Below are 20,282 nucleotides of genomic sequence, written 5' to 3'. Positions count from 1 at the left end.
TGTTGACGGGCCAGCCGGCACCGGCGAAATGGCGATTCAGCATATTGATCAGCAGCGCAGACCGAGAACGTCGGCGGCTTGCACCGCGTGAGCGTCTAACCTTCGCCGCGGAGCGATGAGATCGATCCGGTCAACCGCGCACCTAGCCATGAACGGCTGCGTGCCAGCAGGCCCAGGGCAATGCTCGTCTCCGGCGCCCATGCCTCGAATCCGTGCGGCGCGCCGGGTACAAGATCCAGGGAGCAGTCCACGCCTGCCGTTCTCATGCGCTCGGCATACTCACGGCACTCGTCGGCGAACAGGTCGATGTCGCCCACGCTGATCCACGTCGGCGGTAAACCGCGAAGGTCAGCGCGACGCGCCGCGACCGAATAGTCGGGGCGACGCGGTCCACTTACATCGACCCCGAGATACGCGCCCCATCCGATACGGTTTGCGGAGTTGGACCATACCCGGTGTCGTAGCTGGTCAAGTTCGTGACGTGCGGCAGTACGGTCGTCGAGCATCGGAGAAAACAACCATTGCCCTGCCGGCTGGGTACCACCGGCATCGTGGATGCGCTGCGCCAGACAGGCGGCCAGGCCAGCGCCGGCACTGGATCCTCCTACGGCGATTCGGTCTGCTGAGACCCCGAGTGAGCCCGCCGACTGCTGTAACCATTGCCAAGCCGCGAAAGCGTCATCGAGCGCAGCGGGAAAGGGGTGTTCCGGGGCAAGGCGGTACTCTGCGGAGACGACGACAATTCCCAGTTCGTGCGCCGTCGCGGAGCAAAAAGTGTCGTCCTGGCAGATGTCACCGATGATGTATCCACCGCCGTGCATCCACAGCAGCGCCGCGCCCGAACCACCACCGGCTGGTGTGTACAGGCGCAGGCCCTGCCCCTGGTTGAGCGTGCGGACGTCGACGCCATCGATTGGCTTGCCTGGCCCGCGTCGGCGGACGAGCGCGCGCACAACGCGCCTCCCCCACTTTCGCCCGATCGGCAGCGAGGGGATCCGCGCGACGGTGGAACGCAGCTCCGGATCGACCCTGTTGAGTTTCATCGCCATCTCCTCGAATCCTGCAGTCGTAGCTGGCCCCGCGCTCGCCGACGGAGATCTTGCCGGCACCCGCCCGCAGGCAAGCGGAGGCGGATCGGCCGTCGACCGCTCCTAGGTACAACGATTTACCAGTACGTGCGGTACGGTAGCCAGCGCACCGCAGCCGCACAAGCCCGCGACTGGAAACTTGTCCCCTGGCCCGCTGCCCGAGGAGTGTGAGTGAGCAAGTCCGCGCGCCCCACCGTCAAGGACGTCGCCCAAGCCAGTGGCGTGTCGCCAACCACGGTGAGCTTCGTTCTCAACGGTGCGTCCGGACACGTCTCGCTAGAGACGAGGGAGCGGGTAAGGCAGGCCGCACGTGCGCTCGGCTACGTTCCCAACGGCTCAGCGCAAGCGTTACGCAAGGGTTCTTCCCGCATCGTCCTGCTCAACGTCGAAGGAATCCCGGCCAGCAACAGCCTCGGCAGCTATATCCGCGGCCTCGACGCCGAGCTCACAGTCCACGACCACGTACTTCTGGTGGTTCACGGCCACCTGTCCTCGCAGACGCTATCCGACGTGGCCCAGACCGTCTCCCCCCGCGCCGTGATCGACCTGGCAGACGCCGGCAACGCAGACGCCACCGCCGACACCAGAACCTCCCTCGATTCGTTCTTCGCACAAGCCGATGTACCAGTCCAGTACCTTGTCGGCAAAGATCACCGGCATATAGCCGCGGCGCTGCCGGAGGTAGCGGAACTCCAGGCTCTCGCCGGTCTGCGCGGACGACTCATGCAACATGCCAGTCATGCCGCAGGCTTGGCCAGGTGCGCGACGTTCACCCTTCCTGTCAGCCTCGACGTCGCTGAGGAGCGGCTCAGGTCCTTCCGCACTGAACATCCGGAAGTGACTGCCATCGCCGCCTACAACGACGACCTGGCGCTCCTGCTGCTCGCCGCGATGCGGCGCCTCGGATTGCAGGCTCCGGCTGACCTCGCCGTCGTCGGCTTCGACGACACGCTCCACGGCGCTCTGTTCTCACCCGCGCTGACCACTGTGCGTATCGACGCGGAGGCCATCGGCCGAATCGCCGCACGCAAAGCACTCGGCCTACCATCGATCGACAGTGCCGTCGAACCGGCGCGCGTGATCGTCCGAGAATCCGGCTAGTAACTCCTCGCCACGCCCCCCTGTCCGTAGCAACCACACTGCGCTGATCGACCCACGTACGGCCGATGACATCGCGTTGAAAGCCTGGACCTGCTGATGCGTGGCCGAAACGGGATCCGAAACCAGCCCTCGGAAGATGCGGACACACCCGCAGATCCCCTAATGTGAAGCAGTGCAGATGCGGGAACAACTGGAGACCAGCCTCACCCGGTTTCCGATCGCGCTGCCATGATGGGTCGCGGTCTGCGCCATCGGCCAGCGAGCCGGGCACATGCCGCAACTTCTGCTCGGGCTGCCTCCGCTACGACCAGCATGATCTGCCTGCTCGCTGGCCGAATCGTCCCAGTGATGATCAAAGCGCCCCGTAGCCGTCGTGGTACCAATCCTGCTGAGCGAACCACGCCTACCCAGCTTCGCACGGATCGTCCTGGCCGCTGAAACCGCCGCGATCGCCCGGCTAGCACTCGCACTCCCCGTCCTGGGACTCAACCTCGCCGTACATGCCTGGGCCGCGACAGGACCCGGCCTGACCGGATCAGCCGTATACCTGGCCGCAGTACCGCTCGGACGCTCCGGCGGCTACATGCTCCACTGGAACAACCGCGCGCTGGGCATCCGAACGAGAACAGGCAATCCTCACCGAACGCCAGCGCATCTCACGCGAAGTACATGACGTCGTCGCACACTCCCCCGGCATCACCCTGCTGCACCTCACCGGCGCCCCGCCATGCACTACTACACGACGAAGTCATCGACGCGCTCACGAAGCCGCACGCGTCGGACGCGCGGCGATAGCGACATCCGCCGCACGCCGAAGTTGCGGGATGTCGATCTCCTCGGGCAGGAACCCGCCCAGGGCGTCGGCCAACGCTTCGGGACATTCGAGCGGCTGGATGTGCGGCGCGCCGGGCAGCACCTCGAACCGCGCCCCACTCCCGATCCGGGCGGCGATGGCAGCCATGCCCGCGATCGGGATCGACGCGTCCGCACCCCGGCGAGGGCCAGCGCAGGCGCCGGAAAAGGCGCGAAGCCGGTCGTAGACGTCGAGGCCGCGGTAGCCGCGCCAGATCGAGGCCCAGGCGGCCGGATCGAACGAAGGGACGCGGTCACGGTCGTACCGCAGGCCGTCGGTCCCGACGGCGAGCGCGGACGCGGTGAACCAGCGTTCCAAGGTCGGCTCGACCACCGCGGCCATGCCCTCGGTCTCGGCGAGCCGGGCCCGCTGCTCGAATGCCTCCGGTACGGGCCGGTCGGGCGCGGCCGTCAGCGTCAGGGACGCGAACCGCTCGGGTGCGGCGACGGCGGCGGCCCGCGCGATCGCCCCGCCCAGCGACAACCCGGCGACGTGCGCGGATTTCAGCTCGAGCGCGTCCAGCACGGCCACGAGATCGGCGGCGGTGGCGGTCATGGTGAACGGCTTCGGTGCATCTGCAGCCGTCCCGTAGCCGCGCACGTCGTAGGCGAACACCCGGCGCCCCTCGGCGAGCCGGTCGAGGACCGGGTCCCACATCCGCCGGTCCAGGCCGAGGGAATACACCCAGCAGCACGGCGGGTCCCCTCGTGCCGCGGACGGTAACCGTCGTTTGCCCAGGAGGGACACTCGGGCTTCCGCGGACGGATACGAGCCGCACGGCCGCCGCGTACAACGCCGCCCGCGAATGTGCGGCCCGGCGGTTACGCCCGTCGGTACTCTCGGTAGCCGCGGTGCCGGTGTCGGTTGTGGCGGCCGCCTGGTTCACCACGTCACAGGCCACCTCGGTCTAGCTGTTGACACGCTCCAGGATGGTGACCGGCCTCGTTGGCCGTGAATCCGACAGCCGTAGCGGACGCCGCTTGCCCATCGATCAAGCCGGTTGCCCGATCGACTGCGAGCGTAGTCGCAGCGGAAGCCGAGCTGGCCTCAGCCAGCAGCAACCCGAACGCGAAACCGCCGCCCCAACGAACTTCGCAGGTTTCTCAGGATGCACTCACCTCTTCTTTTCGACGCCGAGAAACCGGCGCACCCCGTCCCCTTGCTCTCCGACTGTTCAGCGCGCCGATGCCACAACTTCCAAGACTTCGCTCCTCAGGGTGCCGAGAGCGAGCAGACCCTTACGTCGGCGCTTCGCAGGTCGGCAAGTACGCGGCGGGCAACCCGATCGGCATTGTCGGCGTCGCTGTGCACGCACAACGTGCGAGGGCTCACCTTCAGCTCCCGGCCCGACCGCGACCGCACCCGCTGCCCGGTCACCATGCGCACCGCTCGCGCTCCGACTTCGGCCGGCTCCCACGGTTTCTTGTCTCGCTCGAGGACCAGGGTGCCGTCGTCGGCGTAACCGAGTTCGGGGAATCCCTCCGTGACGACCTCGACACCGTGCTCATCGGCGACACCGGCGAACCGGTCGTCGAGCAGGAACAGGCGGGGCACGCCTGCGTCTGCGGCCGCTGTCGCGATCGCACCGGCCAGGTGCACATCGCGCGACGTCATTGCATACAGCGCTCCGTGCGGCTTGACGTGGGTCAGCCGGCTCCCGCACGCGGCCACGAAAGCCTGGACCGCCCCGATCTGGTAGGTGCAGTAATCACGGACCTCGCACGCGCTGACAGCCATCTCCCGTCGGCCGAAGCCCAGCATGTCCGGGAGAGCCACGTGCACGCCCACGTCGAGCCCGTTCTCGACCGCGTCGCGGACCGTGGCGCGGATCGTGCCGGGATCGCCGGCGTGGAATCCTGCCGCGACACTGACCGAGGTGACGGTGCGGATGAGTGCGGCGTCGTGGGGCATCTGCCAGCGCCCGTAACCCTCGCCGATGTCACAGTTGACATCGATCCGCGGCGCTCCGGCGCCCGTCATGCTGCGACGGAGGGCAGCGTCCGGTGGACGCGCACCCGCTCGAACGCGTAGGCGAGGCCGAACATGGTGTGCTCCGCGTGCGGGCGCGTCAGGATCTCCAGGCCGACCGGCACTTGTCCCGCGGCCAGGCCGGCCGGCACGGTGATCGAGGGCAGCCAGCTCTGCGACCCGATCACCGTGTTCGTCGGGAAGTTCAACGTGGTCCACTTCCCGGCCTCGATGTCGGAACGCCGCGGAGCGAGCACCTGGCAGGTCGGATACACCAGCCCGCTGAGACCCTGGACTTCCATCATGCCGACGAGCAGGCGTGAGAACGCTTCGCGCGCGAGGTACGCCTCGATGTAGACCCGCTCCGAAAGGGGGTCCTCCGGGCCGGCGGCGATTGCTTCCAGCAGATCCAGCCGGGAGTCGTAGCGCCCGGATCCGATGATCTCGGCGACGGAGCCGGCCGGGCCTTTGGGCCGCTGCGCCAGCCAAGCGTTCAGGTCGCGCTTCGACGCGAGCGTGTACATGGAGGTGCGCTCGATCCAGCCGCGCAGGTCGTCGATCGTCACGTCGATGAGCTCGGCCCCGCCCGCGACGAGCTGTCGCAGCGCTCCGCGCATGACTTCGTTGACCGGCGCGGCCTCGATGTCGCTGTCGCTGCCAAAGGCCGAGCGCAGCACGCCGAGTCGCCGTCCGACGAGTGCGTCCGGGACGAGGCAACCGCGGAAGCTCCCAGGCCTCAGGTGGTGAGTGGTCGAGTAGGTGGCGGTGAGCGGGTCCGCCGCGTCGAAGCCGGCGATGACGTCGAGGAGCCGGGCGGCATCTTCGACCGTCCGCGTCATAGGGCCGACCGTGTCCTGTGCGCCGACCAACGGGCTGCTGCCGGCGCGGCTGGTGAGGCCGGGGGTGGGGCGGACGCCGACGAGGTTGCACAGGGAGGACGGCAACCTGACCGAGCCACCGCAATCCGTTCCCAGGCCCGCGGCGGCGTAGGCAGCGGCGACGGCGGCCGCGGTTCCCGCGCTGGAGCCTCCCGGGTCGCGCTCCAGGTCGAACGGGTTGCGTGTCACCCCCGTCCGCGAGGAGTGACCGAACCACGAGGTCGCCCAGTCCGGCAAGCTGGTCTTCGCGATGACGATCGCGCCGGCGGAGCGCAGCGCAGCCACCGCACTGGCGTCGCGGTCCGCCTGGTAATCGGCGAACAGCTCGGACCCGAACGACGTCGGCATGTCCGCGGTCTCGAGATTGTCCTTCACGACCACCGGAACTCCGTGCAGCGGGCCGACCGGCCCGGACACGGCCAGTGCCCGGTCGAGCTCACCAGCCCGCCGCAGCGCACCGTCAGCGATGGTGACGACAGCGTTGAGGGCGGGCCCGGTCTGGTCGAGACCTGCGATGCGGTCGAGGTAGGCCTGGACGAGCTGCCGGGCGGTCGTCTGCCCGGCCACCTGCGCGGCCACCAAGTCGCCGATGGTGCTGTGTTCGAGCGCCAGCCCGTTGATCTCCATTGATGAACTCCTCGTGGTGCTTGGTCCGGGTGACGGTAACCTCACCAAACTTCAAAGGTCAAGCCTTTGAAGTTTGGTGATTTGCGCTTCGGTGGTCTTATGCAGGATCCTGGCGTCGATGAGTGAGTCAGCGCCGTTCCCCTTCGTGCCACGCCGGATCGACACGCGGGGCGCCGCCGAGCAGATCGCCGGCGAGCTGCGCGAGGAGATCGCCGCCGGTCGGTGGCATCCTGGCGACCGGCTCCCCGCCGAGTGGCAGCTGGCCGAGGGCTACGGGGTGAGCAGGGGAACCGTGCGCGAAGCGCTGCGCATCCTCACCTCACGCAGCCTGATCCGCTCGACCCGCGGGGCGAGTGGAGGAACCTTCGTCATCGCACCTCGCGCGGAGGAGATCGCCGACCAGATCGGCGACTACATCGTGCTGCACCTGCGCGCGGGCGAGCTGACGCCCGCCGAGGTGTACCACGCACGCCGGATCCTCGAGCGTGAATGCGTCCGCCTCGCCGCGCAACACCGCACCGACGACGACCTCGCCGCCATCGCTGCGCCCGTTGAGCGGGTGCGCGCGGATCCGGACATCGACACCGATGAGTGGCTGGCCGCCGACGTCGCCTTCCACACCGCCATCGCCGCCGCAGCGAAGAACCGCATCCTCGAGCTGGCGATGACGGCGGTCCACGCCGTCCGGCCGCGGACCAACCTGCCCCTGCGCGTCGCGCTCGACCGGGACACGGTGTGGTCGCAACACTCGGCGATCTTCGAAGCCATTCGCGACCAGCGTCCCGTCGATGCCGTGGCAGCGCTCGAGGCACACGTCGACTACCTCGACTCGCTCGCGGGTGCCAACTCTGGCGAACGTCTGGCGCGGCTCGAGCCGGACGCTTCTCCCAGTGCGGAAGGAAGCAGGCACTCGCCCGGCCAGGGCCTGTCCTCAAAGTAGTTGCCGTGACCTGCTTTGATCTTGGACCGTCGCGCGCAGGCATGCGCTGACCGATGAGCAGTGGCAGGTGATCGAGCCGTTGCTGCCGGCATCGGCCACGAAAGAACGTCCGCGGGTGGATGACCGGCGGGTGATCAACGGAATGCTGTTCAAGACCAAGACTGGGGTGGCGTAGCGGGATCTGCCGGAGCGGTATGGGCCGTGGAAGACTGTCTACAACCGGTTCTGGCGCTGGTCGCGCAACCCGACGTCGGTGCCGACCGAGTGGCCCGTTTGTTCGCTGGCTACTGGAAACGGGCGGATACCGGCGCGACCCGTGAGCCCCGCGTTTGACATCCGGGCCGGTGGCGAGCTGGCGGTGCGCATCGACGACAGGGTCATCAGCGGCATCGGCGCCGCCCGCAACCCCGTTCGTAACTGGGATGTCCCCCATGCGTCGCCGTGGAGCGCCAGACCGACGGATTGGTACGCAACGTGACCGCGCACGGTGAACGGATCCGTGAGAACGTCACCTCACGGGACCGACAGTGGGGCAGCTTCCACCAGCGGTAGCAGGTCCGGCGGTGACCTCGCCTCGGGCCCTGGTAGGCACGGCGGGCGCGCTTCTCTGCTCCACCACGCCATGAAGGTAGCCATCGGCGGCTGGCAAACGCTGAGAGCGCGACGCTGTCCTCACACAGTCCATACGGGACAGTCCTCGAGGGACCCGTCGGTCGGCCGGCAATGCCGATCGACCTCACAACCTCCTTCCGGCAATGGCAAAGCGGGTGATACGTCAGGCGGTGAACGCTGCTGCGCGAAACCTGTGGGGCGGTAGACATCGGGAAATGCCGGTCGACGTGGATCGCGAGCAGGATCGGAACTGCCCGGGCCACCGTCCGACGCCGCCTGCGGCGGGCGTCCCCGCCCGGGCCGGTCATCGTCGGCTTTGCAGGCGCGGACCGTTCCGACCGTTCTGGTGACGACGTCTGCGCGTCAACGACGTCCGGGGCTGATCGTCGGGCCGGGTGGCGGTGGGGGCCGTGTCGCCGCTGGTGCCGGTCGGACTGGGAGTTGCCTCGACGAGGCCGCACAAACTGGTGGACGGGTTGAGCACGTCAGGCTCGCTGAATGCGGGCTCACCGCGGCCGCCGGGTGAGAACGTGAATCTGCTGCTGATCGGGCTGGATTCGCGCAGGGCCAGTTCGGCAACCAGTTGCCGAAGGAAATCCTTCGGACCACCAGCCCCGCGTTCCGCCATGTCACCCAACGCAGAGACGTGTCCGCGGCTGCGGACACGATCGTCGAGCACCTTCTGGCCGGGTGACGAAGCGGTGTGTGCTCCCGGCGCCTGGTCAGAACGCGAGGAGCACCTTGCCCGAAACCGAAGCGTCAAGCGCGGTCGCGAACGCTGCCAGTGCGTCTCCGGCCGGGAATACGTGCGTGACGATCGGCTCGATCTTCAGGGATCCGTCGGCGAGTGCGGCGATGACCTCGTCGACCTCGTCGTTGAACCGGAACGAGCCGACGAGCCGCAGTTCCCGCGTGATGGCCGAAGCCACCGGGACCGGCTGGTCGCCCAGCGGCAGCAGGCCGACCATGACCACCGTGCCACCGCGCGTCGCACCGGCGATGGCGGAAGCCAGTCCACGGTGGTTGCCGGAGGACTCGATCACCACGTCCGCGTCGACCGCGGCGATCGCCGCGGCGTCGGTGGCCTTGAGCGTCTGCGTCGCTCCCACCGCGGCCGCGATCTCGAGCGGCTTGTCGTGCACGTCCACCGCCACGATTTCCCCAGCGCCGCCGCGATGGGCGACCGCAACGGCCAGGGCACCGATGGGGCCGCTCCCGACCACGAGCACGCGCTTGCCGCGCACGTCTCCAGCCTGCGAAACCGCGTGCCAGGCAACACCGGCAGGTTCGGCGAGCGCCGCGACACGGAGGTCGAGCCCGGCGGGCAGGACACGCAGCATCGTCGCCGGAAGCACGACATCGGCGGCGAAGGCTCCCTCGGTATGGGGAAACCGTGCGGCCGAGCCGAGGTAGCGCACTCCTGGCGAGAGGTTGGGGCTGCCGGCAGGAAACCGGACGTCGGTCGGCTCCCGGGTGGCCGGGTGGACGGCGACCGCCGTGCCGGCGGCCGGTCCGGTCCCGTCGGCCGCGGCGCTCGTGACGGTGCCGACCACTTCGTGGCCGAGCACCATCGGGGCCCGCAGGACCGATTCGCCGACGGCGCCGTGGCGCCAGTAGTGGAGGTCCGACCCGCAGATGCCGCCGTAGGCCACGGCGACCACGGCCTCCCCCGATCCGGGCTCGCGGACGGCGATCCGCTCGACGCGCACGTCGCCGGCGGCGTGGGCGACCACAGCTGTGGTGGTTGTCATGCACGTGCTCCGTTCTCAGACGACGACGGTCATGCCGCCGTCGACGAAGATGACCTGACCGTTGACGTAATCCGACGCGGGGGAGGACAGCCAGACGACCGGGCCGGCCAAGTCCGCCACCGTCCCCCAACGGCGGGCCGGGGTCCGGCCGAGGATCCAGCCGTTGAACGCCTCGTCGTCCACGAGGTTCTGCGTCATCTCGGTGTGGATGTACCCGGGGGCGATCGCGTTGATCTGCAGCCCGTCGGCGGCCCATTCCGCCGTCATGGCCCGCGTCAAGTTGCGCAGCGCGCCCTTCGCCGCCGTGTAGGGACCGATGGTCGGGCGGGCGAGATCGGTCTGGACCGAGCAGATGTTGACGATCTTCCCGGCCCGGCGCGGCACCATCCGGCCGGCGACGGTGCGGCCGACGACGAAGGCGCCGGTGAGGTCGATGTCGAGCACGCGCCGCCAGTCCGCGAGGCTGACGTCGAGCAAGGGTTCGCGGTGCTGGATGCCGGCGTTGTTGACGAGGACGTCGACGGCGCCGACGTCGGTCTCGATGGACTCGACGGCCGAGGCCACGGCGGTTTCGTCGACGATGTCGAACGCGCGGGCCGCGACCCGGTCGTCGCCGAACCGCGCGGCGAGCTTCGCCCGGGTGTCTTCCAGACGGTCCGGGTCGAGGCCGTTGAGCACGATCGTGGCCCCGGCGTCGGCGAGTCCTTCGGCGATGGCGAGCCCGATCCCGCGGCTCGAACCGGTGATCAGGGCGACGCGGCCGGTGAGGTCGAAGGCTGAAGTCATCTGGTTCTTCCCGATCAGTAGAACTCGACGGTGTTCACGCGGTTGAGCAAGTTTTCGCCGTCGAGCAGGCGCGTGGCGTTGGCGGCGAACAGCTCGGCGATGCGGCGGTCCTCTGCGGCGTCGAGCGCGGCGGTGTGCGGACTCACCAAGACGTTCTCGTGTGTCCAGAGTGGACTGTCAGCGGGCAGCGGCTCGGCTTCGAAGACGTCCAACGCGGCGAAGCCGACCTGGCCGGATTCGAGCGCGTCGATCAAGGCGGCTTCGTCGACGACGGTGCCGCGGCCGACGTTCACCAGGGTGGCGCCCGGCCGGAGAGCACCGAAGAACCGGCTGCCGAGGAGGTGTTCGGTCGCCGACGTGCCGGGCAGCGTGTTCACCACCGCATCGACCTCCGGCGCCACCTCGGCCAGGTGGTCGGGATGCACAACCCGGGCCACCCCTTCGACGACGACGTCGCGACGGCTCGTGCCGACCACCGTCGCGCCGAGCGCGTGGAGCTTCCGGGCGACAATCCGGCCGATCCCGCCGAGGCCGAGCACGAGCACCGTCTGGGAGCTGACCTGCCGCATCGTCCAGCGGCCGCTCCAGTGGCGGTCGCGCTGCTGACGGCTCAACCGGGGCAGGTTCTTCGCTCCGGCGAGCACGCCGAAGACGGCGAACTCGGCGAGCGGGCCCCCGTGCACGCCGGCGGAGGTGGTGAAGACGACGCGGTCCAGCTCGCCGGCGGTGAGCCCGGCGGCCTTGACCTGCCCGCCGCCGCCGGCGGCCATCGCGTGCACCCAGCGCAGCCGGTCGTTGGCGCGGACCGCCCGGGCCAGCGCCGCGGGGTCGACGTCGGGGATGCCGTAGAGCGCGTCGGCCGAGTCGATGGCCGCCTCGTAGGCGCGTTGCCGCTCTGGTGTCCGCCGCCAGGACGGGTCGCCGGCGAAGTCGGCGGGCCAGCGCATCGGCGGGAGGAGCTCGTGGTCGACCACGAGATCGATCCGAGGCTCCAGCTCCACGATGCGGGCACAGTCCGCTTCGGACAGCGGGGCGGCGACCGCGACCCTGAGGTGAGCTTCCATCAGACCGGCTGCTTCCGCAGCGCGTCCACCTCGGCGTCGAGCCGAGCCTCCCGGGCGACGATCTCCTCGACCGCTGCGAGCGCTTCCTCCGCGCGGCGCGGCGGGATGACGATCACGCCGTCGCCGTCGGCCACGACGATGTCGCCGGGGTTGACGACCACGCCCCCGATCGCGACCGGTTCGCCGATCGTGCCGGGGCCGTTCTTGAACGGACCGGCCGGCGTGAGCCCGCGGGCGAAGACCGGCACGCCGAGGGTCCCGATGATCGCGCCGTCACGCACGTAGCCGTCGACGACGGCGCCGGTGGCCCCGAACACGGCGAACCGCTGGGCGAGGTTGTCGCCGATGATCGCGCGGCCTTCGTAGCCGAAGGCGTTGATCACGACGAGGTCACCGGGGCGGATGTGGTCGAGTGCGGCGATCACGGCCTTGTTGTCGCCGGCGACGGTGAGCACGGGCAGCGCGGTGCCGACGGCCTTCGCCCCGTTCCAGATCGGCGCGATGCCGCCGTCGACGATGTTGAGGCGGTCGAGGGCGTCCCCGAGGTTGGCCACGGAGTGCTCGCGGAACCGCTCGAGCACGGCTCCGTCGACGCGCTCCCACGTCCTGCCCACGCGCACGTTGTCCTGGGTCACTGGGTCCATCCCGTCCAATCTAGAAGTGCGAACACATTCTCATTTCGTGTGGCGATTGTGCCTCCGTCATCCGCCGGAAACAAGACCCTAACCGAACTTGACCTGGCGTTGAACACTGAGCCTTGACCGTCCCAAAATGAGAATCTACTCTCATCTGCGATGCGGGTCGCAGTCCTCACCGGGACGCCGACTGGCAGTCACCGCGGTTCAGCGCACCATGGCAGGACACCGTTCCCCGGGGTCCGCGACACCGAAAGTGAACTCATGACCACGTCAGATCAGCTCGACCCGCCCGCGGTCGACGTCGCCACCCCGAGCGGCCCGGTCGTCCGGAAAGCCACGATCGCCGGCTCGATCGGCTCCTTCGTCGAGTGGTACGACTACGGGATCTACGGCCTGCTGGGGACCTACCTGGCGATCAACATCATGGGAGAGGCCGGCGCCGGCGGCCTCTTCCTCACCAACGTCGGCTTCCTCGTCAGCTTCATCGCCCGCCCGTTCGGCAGCATCATCTGCGGGTACCTCGGCGACCGGCTGGGCCGGAAGTCACTGCTGGCCGCGTTGCTGGTGCTCATCTCCGCCGCGACCGCCGCGATCGGTCTCATCCCCTCCCACGCGACCATCGGTGTCGCCGCCCCCGTGCTGCTGGTCGCCCTCCGGGTGCTTCAGGGCTTCTCCGCAGGAGGCGAAGTCGCCGGCGCGATGTCCTTCGTCGGCGAGTACGCACCGACCTCGCGACGCAACTTCGCGATGAGCTTCATCGCCGTCGGCTCGTTCGTCGCGCTGATGTTCGGCAGCGCCCTCTCCGCCGCCCTCATCACCGTCCTCGGCGACAACACCATGACCTCGTGGGCGTGGCGGATCCCGTTCCTGCTTGCGGTCCCGCTCGGGTACGTCGGGTTCTACATCCGCCGCCGGCTGGAGGAGACCCCGCACTTCCAGGCATTGCGCGAGCGGAACAGCGTCCCGCGCAACCCGCTGAAGACGACGTTCACCTCCAAGCGGCACCTGAAGGCGATCGCGCTCACGATCTTCCTGCCCGCGCTCAACGGACCGGGGTACTACCTGCTGTTCGTGTACATGCCGACCTACCTGAAGACCTCGCTCGGCAAGGGGCACAACTTCTCGATGCTGCAGGCGCTCGCCGTCACCGCGTTCAGCCTGGTCGCCATCATCATCTGCATCCCGTTCATGGCCCGGCTGTCCGACCGCATCGGCCGCAAGCCCGTGCTCACCGCCTCCGCGGTCGCGATGGCCGTCGTGTCCTACCCGATGTTCCTGCTCATCACCTCCGGCACCTTCGCGCTCGCCGCCCTCGCCACCGTCGTGCTCGCGGTCGCCTTCTCCGGGCACGCCGCCGTCGTCCACACCGTGCTCGCCGAGATGTTCCCGACCACCGTGCGGTATTCGGCTTACAGCATCGGGTTCAACGTCTCGACCGTCATCTTCGGCGGCAGCGCCCCGCTGGTGATGACCGCGCTCATCAAGGCCACGGGATCCAGCCTGGTCCCGGCCTTCGCCTCCATCTTCACCGCCCTGATCACGCTGGTCTCCATCGCGTTCCTGCGCGAAACCAAGGGCCGGCCACTCGCCGCCCGCTGAACCGCACAACCCCGGGAGACACCACCATGGGAACCACCTCAGTGGCCGTCGTCGCCGATCTCGGCGAAAGCTTCGGCAACTACACGATCGGCGACGACGACGCCCTGCTCGGCCTCGTCACCGCGTCGAACATCGCCTGCGGCTTCCACGCGGGAGACCCCCGCGTCATGGACCGGACGGTCGCCGACTGCATCTCCCGCGGCATCGAACTGGGCGCGCACCCCGGGTACCCGGACCTCGTCGGATTCGGCCGCCGGCTCATCGAGGCGACCGAGGAGGAGATCCGCACGGACGTCCTCTACCAGCTCGGTGCGCTCGACGCCTTCGCGAGGGTGCACGGCGGGACGATCACCCACGTCGCGCCACACGGCCGCATGGGCTCGATCGCCCAGACCGACGCCAAGCACGCCCGCGCCATCACCGACGCCGTCGCCGCGTACAACCCGGACTACGTCGTCATCTGCCAGCGCGGGCTGCTCGCGGAAGAAGCCCGCAAACGCGACCTCGAAGTCGGATACGTGTTCCTCGCCGACCGCGGCTACGGCGACGACGGCATGCCGGTCGCGCGGTCGCACCCCGGCGGCCTGATCCACGACCCCGCTCTCATCGGCGAACGCTCCGCCCAGGTCGTGCGGGACAGGACCGTCCGCTCGGTCGACGGAAACGTCGTGCCGCTGGGCCACGACGCCGACGTCCTGCTCCTGCACGGCGACCACCCCACGGTGCTCGAGAACGGCACGGCGTTGCGGGCCGCGCTCGACGCGGCGGGGATCCGGGTCACCGGCCTGCGCGACGTCCTGACCGAGAAGGCGAAGGCGGCACTCGCCCGCTGAAGACGATGACCACCGACCAGCCCTCCCCCATCACCGTCGAGCCGTACGGCGACTCGGCGGTGATGGTCACCATCCCGCACGACGACCAGGCAGTGCGCCGCGCCGCGATCGTCGTGTTCCGCGACCGGTTCCTCGCGCGCCGGCCGCCCGGGGTGCTCGACGTGGTCTCGGGCCTCGAGTCCCTGCTCGTCGAGTTCGACCCGCTGGAAACTTCGGCGCAGCACGTCGAATACGCGGCGCGCCTGCTGGCGGATTCTTCGGCGGCCGAAGTACTGGCGCCGCATCGCGCGGTCCGCGAATTCGCCATCCCGGTCGTGTTCGACGACGAGACGGGACCCGATTTGTCTTCCGTGGCCGAGGAGATCGGCCTGGCACCCGGCGAGGTCGTCGATGCGATCGCGGCGTCCGTCTTCACGATTTCCCTGCTGGGGGCGGCGATGGCGCCGATGATGGACGGCCTGCGGGTGCCCCGGCCGGTGCGCCGGCGCGCCGAACCGCGCACGGACGTCGCACCCGGGGCGATCATGATCGCCGGCACCAACGCGATCATCCAGCCGTTCCCCGGCCCGACCGGCTGGCGGGTGGTCGGCCGGACGCCGCATACGATCGTCGACATCACCCGTCCCGAACCGGTGTCGTTCGGCACCGGCGACGTCGTGCGGTTCGTCCCCGTCAGCCCGGCCGAAGCGAAGGCTTGGGACGGCTGCTTCCTGCTCCCGGCGGAGGTGCCGGCGTGACGACCGTGGCACTCGAGATCACCGGCACCGGATGGCTCACGACGTTCCAGGACCTCGGCCGGCGCGACACCGAACGCCTCGGCGTCCCCACCGGCGGCGCGGCCGACCAGCACTCCGCCGTCGTCGCGAACGTCCTCGCCGGCAACCCGCGCGGCGCGACGCTCCTGGAAAGCCTCGGCGGTCTGGCTTTCGTCCCCGATCACGACGTTTTGGTCGCCGTCACCGGCGCGCCGGCCCGCGTCACCGTCGGGGGCGCACCGGTCGGCGGCTGGTCGCCGGTGGTGGTGCCGGCCGGTACGGAGCTGCGCGTCGACGACGTGCGGCTCGGTTGCCGGAGCTACCTGGCCGTGCACGGCGTGCTCGGCGCGGACACGTTCCTCGGCAGTGCGGCCCCGGACGCGCGGATGGGCTTCGGCCAAGTCCTCACCGCGGGCACCCGGGTGCTGCTCGAAACGGAGTTCCGCGGCTTCGCCCAGCCCGTGTTCCGGCTCCCGGTCCCGACCTTGGCACTCGACAAGGGACCGTGGCGCATCGACGTCGTCGAAAACCACGGCAGCACGGCGATTCCCGGCATCCGCGAGCTGATCGCGGAGTCGTCCTATGTGGTCACCGGCCGTTCCGACCACGTCGGCCTCCGGCTCGCCGGACCGGTCCGCCACCCGGCGGACCAGACCGAGATCGTCTCGCACGGTGTGCCGATCGGAGCCCTGGAAATCCCGCACGCGGACGAGCTCATCGTCCTCGGCCGGTACCGGAGCCTGACCGCCGGCTACCCGATCGTCGGCGTCGCCGCACGCACCTCGCTCCCCTTGCTCGGCCAGGCCGGTCCGGGACGGGAACTGCGGTTCCGCTGGATCGACCGCGAGACCGCGGTCCGCCAAGCCGTCCAGCGGGAAGCGGACCTGCGCACGCTCGAACGGGCCGCGGCCGGCGCGCTTGCCAGGAACAAACTGAGAACGTAGTCTCAAATGAGAACGTGGACTCAGTTCGTGGATGGAGGAGAACGGTGACGACCCTGGCCGGCAAGACCGCGCTGATCACCGGCGCCGGCAGTGGCATGGGCCGGGAAACCGCCCGGCTGCTCGCCGCGGACGGCGCCGCCGTCGCGCTGCTCGGCCGACGGCAGGACGTGCTCGACGGTGTCGCTAAGGAGATCCGCGCCGACGGCGGAACCGCCCTCCCGATCGCGGCGGACATCACCAGCGCGGACGACCTGACCCGGGCCCTCGGCCGGGTGCACGCGGAGCTCGGCCCGGTCGACGTTCTCGTCAACAACGCGGGCAGCTCGTCGTCGGTGCTCAACCCCCAGTGGCTGCCGCACGAGGAATGGCGGCAGGTCCTGGAGGTGAACCTGACGGCCGTCTTCCAGCTGACCCAGGCGGTACTGCCCGGCATGCTGGACCGCGGCGCCGGGACGATCGTCACGGTCTCCTCGCTCGCCGCCGTCACCCCGAACCTGCTCGGCGGGGCCGCCTACGGCGCGGCCAAGGCCGGCGTCCGCAACTTCATGACGTTCCTGCACACCACCTTCCGCAACCAGGGCCTGCGCGCCATCACCGTGCTGCCCGGCGAAGCCGACACTCCCATCCTCGACAGCCGGGCCCGGCCGCCGGCCGCCGATGAACGCGCCCACATGGTGCAGCCCGTGGACGTCGCCGAGGCGATCCGCCTCGCCGTCGGCCTGCCCCAGCGGGTCGTCCTCCAGGAGATCGTCGTCGCCCCGACCCGGCAGCGCGACACGTCGGCCGACCTCGAAATCAGCCGGTGGACCGGCGCTCCGACACCCCGCCCCTGACCGTCTCCCAGGAGAACCGCGTGACTCTCACCCTGCAGCCCGAGTTCGCCCCCGCCGAAGCCGTCGCCCGGATCGCCGCGGCGTCGCGCCGCAAGCAGCAACCGCAGTCCTCCGGCGACCTCGTCTCGCTCGCCATGGGCGAACCGGACTTCGACACGCCCGCGCACGTGACCGAGGCGGCGAACGCCTCACTCCGCGCGGGACGCACCCACTACTCGCCACTGCTCGGCGAACTCGCGCTCCGGGAAGCGCTTGCCGAAAAGCTCTCCGGGATCACCCCCGCTTCGCCCGCCGACATCCTCGTCACCCAGGGCGGCACGGCCGGTCTCGCCGCGTCGATCCTCGCCATCGTGAACCCCGGCGACCGGGTGGTGATCCCGGACCCCACCTACTCTCTCTACGCCGACCTGGTCAGCATGGCCGGCGGCGTCGTCGATCCCGTGCCGCTGGCCGACGACCTGCACTGGGACCTGGACCGGCTGGGAGCCGCCCTGGCCGGCGCGAAGCTGTTCGTGTTCTGCAACCCGGTCAACCCGACCGGGATCGTGCACAGCCGCGAGGAACTGGAGGCGCTCGCCCGGATGCTCGAGGGCACGCCGACCCTGGTGATCTCCGACGAGGCCTACTCCGATCTCGACTACACGGGCCGGCCGTTCACCTCGGCGATCGCGGTCGACGGCCTGCGCGACCGGACGATCTACTGCCAGACCTTCTCCAAGAGCTACGCGATGACGGGCTGGCGCGTCGGCTACCTGTGGGGCCCGCGGCCGCTCATCACGTCGGCCGCGCGGATCCACAACACCTTCAACGGCTCGGTGAACACGGTCGCCCAGGACGCCGCGCTCGCCGCGGTGCGCCACGGTGACGCCGACATCGCCCGGATGCGGGCCGCGTACGAGCGGCGCCGGGAAATCATGCGGACCGGGCTCGCCGCGATCCCCGGCCTGACGCTGAGCGCGCCCGAAGGCGCGTTCTACCAGTTCCCCCGGTACGACCTGGACATCCCGTCGGCGGACCTCGTCGCGAAGCTCGTCGAGTTCGGTGTCGCGGTGCGGCCGGGCGCGGAGTTCGGTGCGCACGGCGAGCACCACCTGCGTCTGTCGTACGCGGCGAGTGAGGAAGCGATCGAAACCGGTGTCGTCCGGCTGGGCGAGGGCTTGGCGGCTTTGCGCCGCTCGTAGGATCGTTTCACCATCGAGGGAGGGGCGGACCGGGTCGTGCGCAGTGACACGGAACGAAACCGGCGGCGGCTGGTCAAGGCGGCCGCGTTCCTGGCGAGCCGGAGCCGGACCGAGGTGAAGATGGCCGAGGTCGCCGAACGCGCCGAGGTGGCGGCCGCGACCGCGTACCGCCACTTCGGCTCGGTCGAGGAAATCCTCGCGGAGTACCGGTTCGACGTCGGCCTGCGGCTGCTCACGTTCAGCCAGAAGACCCAGAGCCACGGCGTCACCCTGCTCTCCGAGGTGAGCGCCGAGTGGGTACGCCTGGTCGTCAAGCACGGCCGCGCGATGGTCCACACCCGCTCCGACGAAGGCTATCTGGCCCGCCTCCGCTCCGGCGCGCACTACCTCACGGTCCAGGCGGACGCTCTCGCCCGCCCGATCTCCGAAGCCGCGGAGGAACTCGGCCTCCCCGCCCCCGGCGACGAAGGCCACTTCCTCTGGAACATCCTGTTCGACCCCCGAGAAATCTTCGACCTCAAGGACACCGTCGGCCTCACGGAGGACCAGATCAGCCATCGCCTCGTGGCGGCGTACTGCGGGAGCCTCCGCGGCTGGACACTCGAAGGAGCGGTCGATCACTAGCCCCGGCCCGGGGCCGAGCTTGTTCAGCGAGGAGCGCGACCTGAGCTCTGCCGCACGACAAGCCGCGGCGGAGTGACGAATTCGCCCGCCGGCGCCGCCTGCCCTTCCGCGCGGGCGATGGCCCGCTGCACCGCGGTCGCGGCTTGTTCAGCGGGGTCCTGACTCACCGACGTCAGCTCGACATTGCGCAGGGTCGCCAGGCGGGTGTCGTCGTAGCCGACCACCGAAACGTCGCCCGGCACGTCGATGCCGCGGATCGCGGCGATTGCCGCGCCCTTGCTCGTCCGCGGTCTGGTGCGCAAGATCCGGGCTACTTGAGCCCATCTCGGGGCACGGTCACAGCCCGCTATCGACGCCTGCGGACATGCGGCTATTCTCCGATCACACACGACAACGCCACCTGGGGAGGATGGGAGAGGCGGCCGCGCTCGTCATCGAGCCCACCCGCAGGATGGAGCGATGGACCGCCCGAGTCGGCGGCGCAGAGGCGATCTTCAGCTGTGCGCCGCTCGTCGAGGACCACACCGCCGCCCGCGCGTTGCCGCGGGTGTGGGCAGGACGCGGCCTGGGCGTGCCGGCCCAGGACCTGCCGGGCCTCGTCGCTGCACTCGGCGAAGTGATGAAGACGCCCCTTTACTGGCGGTCGCGGCAACCCGTCGCTGACGCCCCGGTCTGGTCAGCACCCAGGCCGGACCCCGACGACGGGTTCGTCTACGTCGCCGGCCCCTGCGGCCGCCTTGACGACACCGTCGGCTACCGCCCGGTCTACACCTTCACCATCGCCTTGACCGACATGCGGGATCTGCGGATCCGGTTGACCGCCCACCTCGGGAAATGAGCCGGTGCCACGGTCAGGCACGCACTGCCTCAACGAGAGCCATTCACGTTCTGTTCACTTTCTTGACGTCTGATGGAACACGTCAACCGCGCGAGCACGACGTACAAGACGGAGACCTATGAGCACGCCGACCCTGGACACGATGGCATCCGAGCAGCTGGACACCCAGCTGACCCAGCTCAAGGATCGGCTGACCCACGACTTCGCCGGCCTCGCTCCCGCCCGGGTCCACGACCTGGTCAACAACGGACGCACACGCTTCGCCGAAGCCCGCATCCACGCCTTCGTCCCCATCCTCATCGAACGCGCGGTCCGCACCACCTTGGCCACCTCGCCAGCCAAACGCCGTCGCGACTGAACCAGCGCGAA

General features: G+C 69.6%; 20 protein-coding genes and 2 pseudogenes. 13 read left to right on the top strand and 9 right to left on the bottom strand.

Annotated features, from left to right (window positions below):
• Positions 1-95: 95 nt before the first annotated feature.
• Positions 96-1,043 carry an alpha/beta hydrolase gene (locus QQ657_RS43565; protein ID WP_284748245.1) on the bottom strand — a complete coding sequence of 316 codons (948 nt, stop codon included), beginning with the start codon at positions 1,041-1,043 and terminating at the stop codon, positions 96-98.
• A gap of 216 nt (positions 1,044-1,259) precedes the next feature.
• Here QQ657_RS43565 and QQ657_RS43560 point away from each other — a divergent pair, with 216 nt between their 5' ends.
• Both QQ657_RS43560 and QQ657_RS57020 read left to right on the top strand, forming a co-directional pair.
• Positions 1,260-2,189 (top strand): LacI family DNA-binding transcriptional regulator, encoded by a 930-nt coding sequence (locus QQ657_RS43560; RefSeq protein WP_284748244.1) that lies wholly within the window; start codon positions 1,260-1,262, stop codon positions 2,187-2,189.
• A 632-nt stretch (positions 2,190-2,821) separates the two neighbouring features.
• Positions 2,822-2,920, top strand: a pseudogene (locus QQ657_RS57020) (histidine kinase); the annotation flags it as partial.
• A 29-nt stretch (positions 2,921-2,949) separates the two neighbouring features.
• Here QQ657_RS57020 and QQ657_RS43555 read toward each other — a convergent pair.
• From QQ657_RS43555 to QQ657_RS43545, 3 genes are all read right to left on the bottom strand, one after another.
• On the bottom strand, positions 2,950-3,699 hold the full coding sequence (locus QQ657_RS43555) for an alpha/beta fold hydrolase (RefSeq protein ID WP_284748243.1): 750 nt from the start codon (positions 3,697-3,699) through the stop codon (positions 2,950-2,952).
• 555 nt (positions 3,700-4,254) lie between these two features.
• Positions 4,255-5,022: a 5-oxoprolinase subunit PxpA gene (gene pxpA / locus QQ657_RS43550; RefSeq protein WP_284748242.1), complete on the bottom strand. Its 768-nt coding sequence runs from the start codon at positions 5,020-5,022 to the stop codon at positions 4,255-4,257.
• A complete protein-coding gene (locus tag QQ657_RS43545; protein ID WP_284748241.1) occupies positions 5,019-6,515 on the bottom strand; it encodes an amidase in 1,497 nt (498 codons plus the stop codon). Before QQ657_RS43545 ends, pxpA begins: the two co-directional genes overlap by 4 nt.
• Before the next feature lie 118 nt (positions 6,516-6,633).
• Between QQ657_RS43545 and QQ657_RS43540 the strand changes: the two genes are divergently transcribed.
• Both QQ657_RS43540 and QQ657_RS43535 read left to right on the top strand, forming a co-directional pair.
• Positions 6,634-7,455, top strand: coding sequence for a FadR/GntR family transcriptional regulator (locus tag QQ657_RS43540; RefSeq protein WP_284748240.1), 822 nt, complete (start codon positions 6,634-6,636; stop codon positions 7,453-7,455).
• Between the two features lie 46 nt (positions 7,456-7,501).
• Positions 7,502-7,705: pseudogene (locus QQ657_RS43535) on the top strand (transposase); the annotation flags it as partial.
• A 1,084-nt stretch (positions 7,706-8,789) separates the two neighbouring features.
• Here QQ657_RS43535 and QQ657_RS43530 read toward each other — a convergent pair.
• Genes QQ657_RS43530 through QQ657_RS43515 form a run of 4 tightly spaced genes read right to left on the bottom strand, consistent with a single transcriptional unit; the run spans position 8,790 to position 12,312 of the window.
• Positions 8,790-9,818: an L-idonate 5-dehydrogenase gene (locus QQ657_RS43530; RefSeq protein ID WP_284748239.1), complete on the bottom strand. Its 1,029-nt coding sequence runs from the start codon at positions 9,816-9,818 to the stop codon at positions 8,790-8,792.
• 15 nt (positions 9,819-9,833) lie between these two features.
• Positions 9,834-10,604: an SDR family oxidoreductase gene (locus QQ657_RS43525; protein WP_284748238.1), complete on the bottom strand. Its 771-nt coding sequence runs from the start codon at positions 10,602-10,604 to the stop codon at positions 9,834-9,836.
• A gap of 14 nt (positions 10,605-10,618) precedes the next feature.
• Complete coding sequence (locus QQ657_RS43520) at positions 10,619-11,668, bottom strand: D-2-hydroxyacid dehydrogenase (protein WP_284748237.1); 1,050 nt, start codon at positions 11,666-11,668, stop codon at positions 10,619-10,621.
• Positions 11,668-12,312 carry an RraA family protein gene (locus QQ657_RS43515; protein WP_284748236.1) on the bottom strand — a complete coding sequence of 215 codons (645 nt, stop codon included), beginning with the start codon at positions 12,310-12,312 and terminating at the stop codon, positions 11,668-11,670. Before QQ657_RS43515 ends, QQ657_RS43520 begins: the two co-directional genes overlap by 1 nt.
• Positions 12,313-12,567: 255 nt before the next feature.
• On the opposite strand from QQ657_RS43515, the gene QQ657_RS43510 reads away from it, so the two are divergent.
• From QQ657_RS43510 to QQ657_RS43480, 7 genes are read left to right on the top strand one after another with little or no spacing between them, the layout of a single operon-like run.
• The gene (locus QQ657_RS43510; protein ID WP_284748235.1) at positions 12,568-13,905 is read left to right on the top strand and encodes an MFS transporter; all 1,338 of its coding nucleotides are present in this window, start codon (positions 12,568-12,570) and stop codon (positions 13,903-13,905) included.
• Between the two features lie 26 nt (positions 13,906-13,931).
• Positions 13,932-14,738 carry a LamB/YcsF family protein gene (locus tag QQ657_RS43505; RefSeq protein ID WP_284748234.1) on the top strand — a complete coding sequence of 269 codons (807 nt, stop codon included), beginning with the start codon at positions 13,932-13,934 and terminating at the stop codon, positions 14,736-14,738.
• A 5-nt stretch (positions 14,739-14,743) separates the two neighbouring features.
• Positions 14,744-15,475 (top strand): 5-oxoprolinase subunit B family protein, encoded by a 732-nt coding sequence (locus tag QQ657_RS43500; protein ID WP_284748233.1) that lies wholly within the window; start codon positions 14,744-14,746, stop codon positions 15,473-15,475.
• On the top strand, positions 15,472-16,437 hold the full coding sequence (locus QQ657_RS43495) for a 5-oxoprolinase subunit C family protein (RefSeq protein ID WP_284748232.1): 966 nt from the start codon (positions 15,472-15,474) through the stop codon (positions 16,435-16,437). Before QQ657_RS43500 ends, QQ657_RS43495 begins: the two co-directional genes overlap by 4 nt.
• A 44-nt stretch (positions 16,438-16,481) precedes the next feature.
• Positions 16,482-17,270: an SDR family oxidoreductase gene (locus tag QQ657_RS43490; RefSeq protein ID WP_284748231.1), complete on the top strand. Its 789-nt coding sequence runs from the start codon at positions 16,482-16,484 to the stop codon at positions 17,268-17,270.
• Positions 17,271-17,290: 20 nt separating this feature from the next.
• Entirely contained in the window at positions 17,291-18,451 is a 1,161-nt protein-coding gene (locus tag QQ657_RS43485; protein ID WP_284748230.1) for a pyridoxal phosphate-dependent aminotransferase, read from the top strand.
• Positions 18,452-18,487: 36 nt separating this feature from the next.
• Positions 18,488-19,075, top strand: a complete 588-nt coding sequence (locus QQ657_RS43480) for a TetR family transcriptional regulator (protein WP_284748229.1) — start codon at positions 18,488-18,490, stop codon at positions 19,073-19,075.
• Between the two features lie 23 nt (positions 19,076-19,098).
• Here the strand turns inward: QQ657_RS43480 and QQ657_RS43475 are convergent, their stop codons facing one another.
• The gene (locus QQ657_RS43475) at positions 19,099-19,377 is read right to left on the bottom strand and encodes a substrate-binding domain-containing protein (protein WP_284748228.1); all 279 of its coding nucleotides are present in this window, start codon (positions 19,375-19,377) and stop codon (positions 19,099-19,101) included.
• A 107-nt stretch (positions 19,378-19,484) separates the two neighbouring features.
• Here QQ657_RS43475 and QQ657_RS43470 point away from each other — a divergent pair, with 107 nt between their 5' ends.
• Both QQ657_RS43470 and QQ657_RS43465 read left to right on the top strand, forming a co-directional pair.
• Complete coding sequence (locus QQ657_RS43470; protein WP_284748227.1) at positions 19,485-19,913, top strand: hypothetical protein; 429 nt, start codon at positions 19,485-19,487, stop codon at positions 19,911-19,913.
• Positions 19,914-20,031: 118 nt separating this feature from the next.
• Positions 20,032-20,271 (top strand): three-helix bundle dimerization domain-containing protein, encoded by a 240-nt coding sequence (locus QQ657_RS43465; RefSeq protein ID WP_284748226.1) that lies wholly within the window; start codon positions 20,032-20,034, stop codon positions 20,269-20,271.
• Positions 20,272-20,282: the final 11 nt, after the last annotated feature.

Source organism: Amycolatopsis ponsaeliensis (assembly GCF_030182635.1).
Classification (GTDB): Bacteria; Actinomycetota; Actinomycetes; order Mycobacteriales; family Pseudonocardiaceae; genus Amycolatopsis; species Amycolatopsis ponsaeliensis.
Note: the sequence above shows the minus strand (reverse complement) of the source record. Positions and strands in the feature narration are given on the sequence as shown.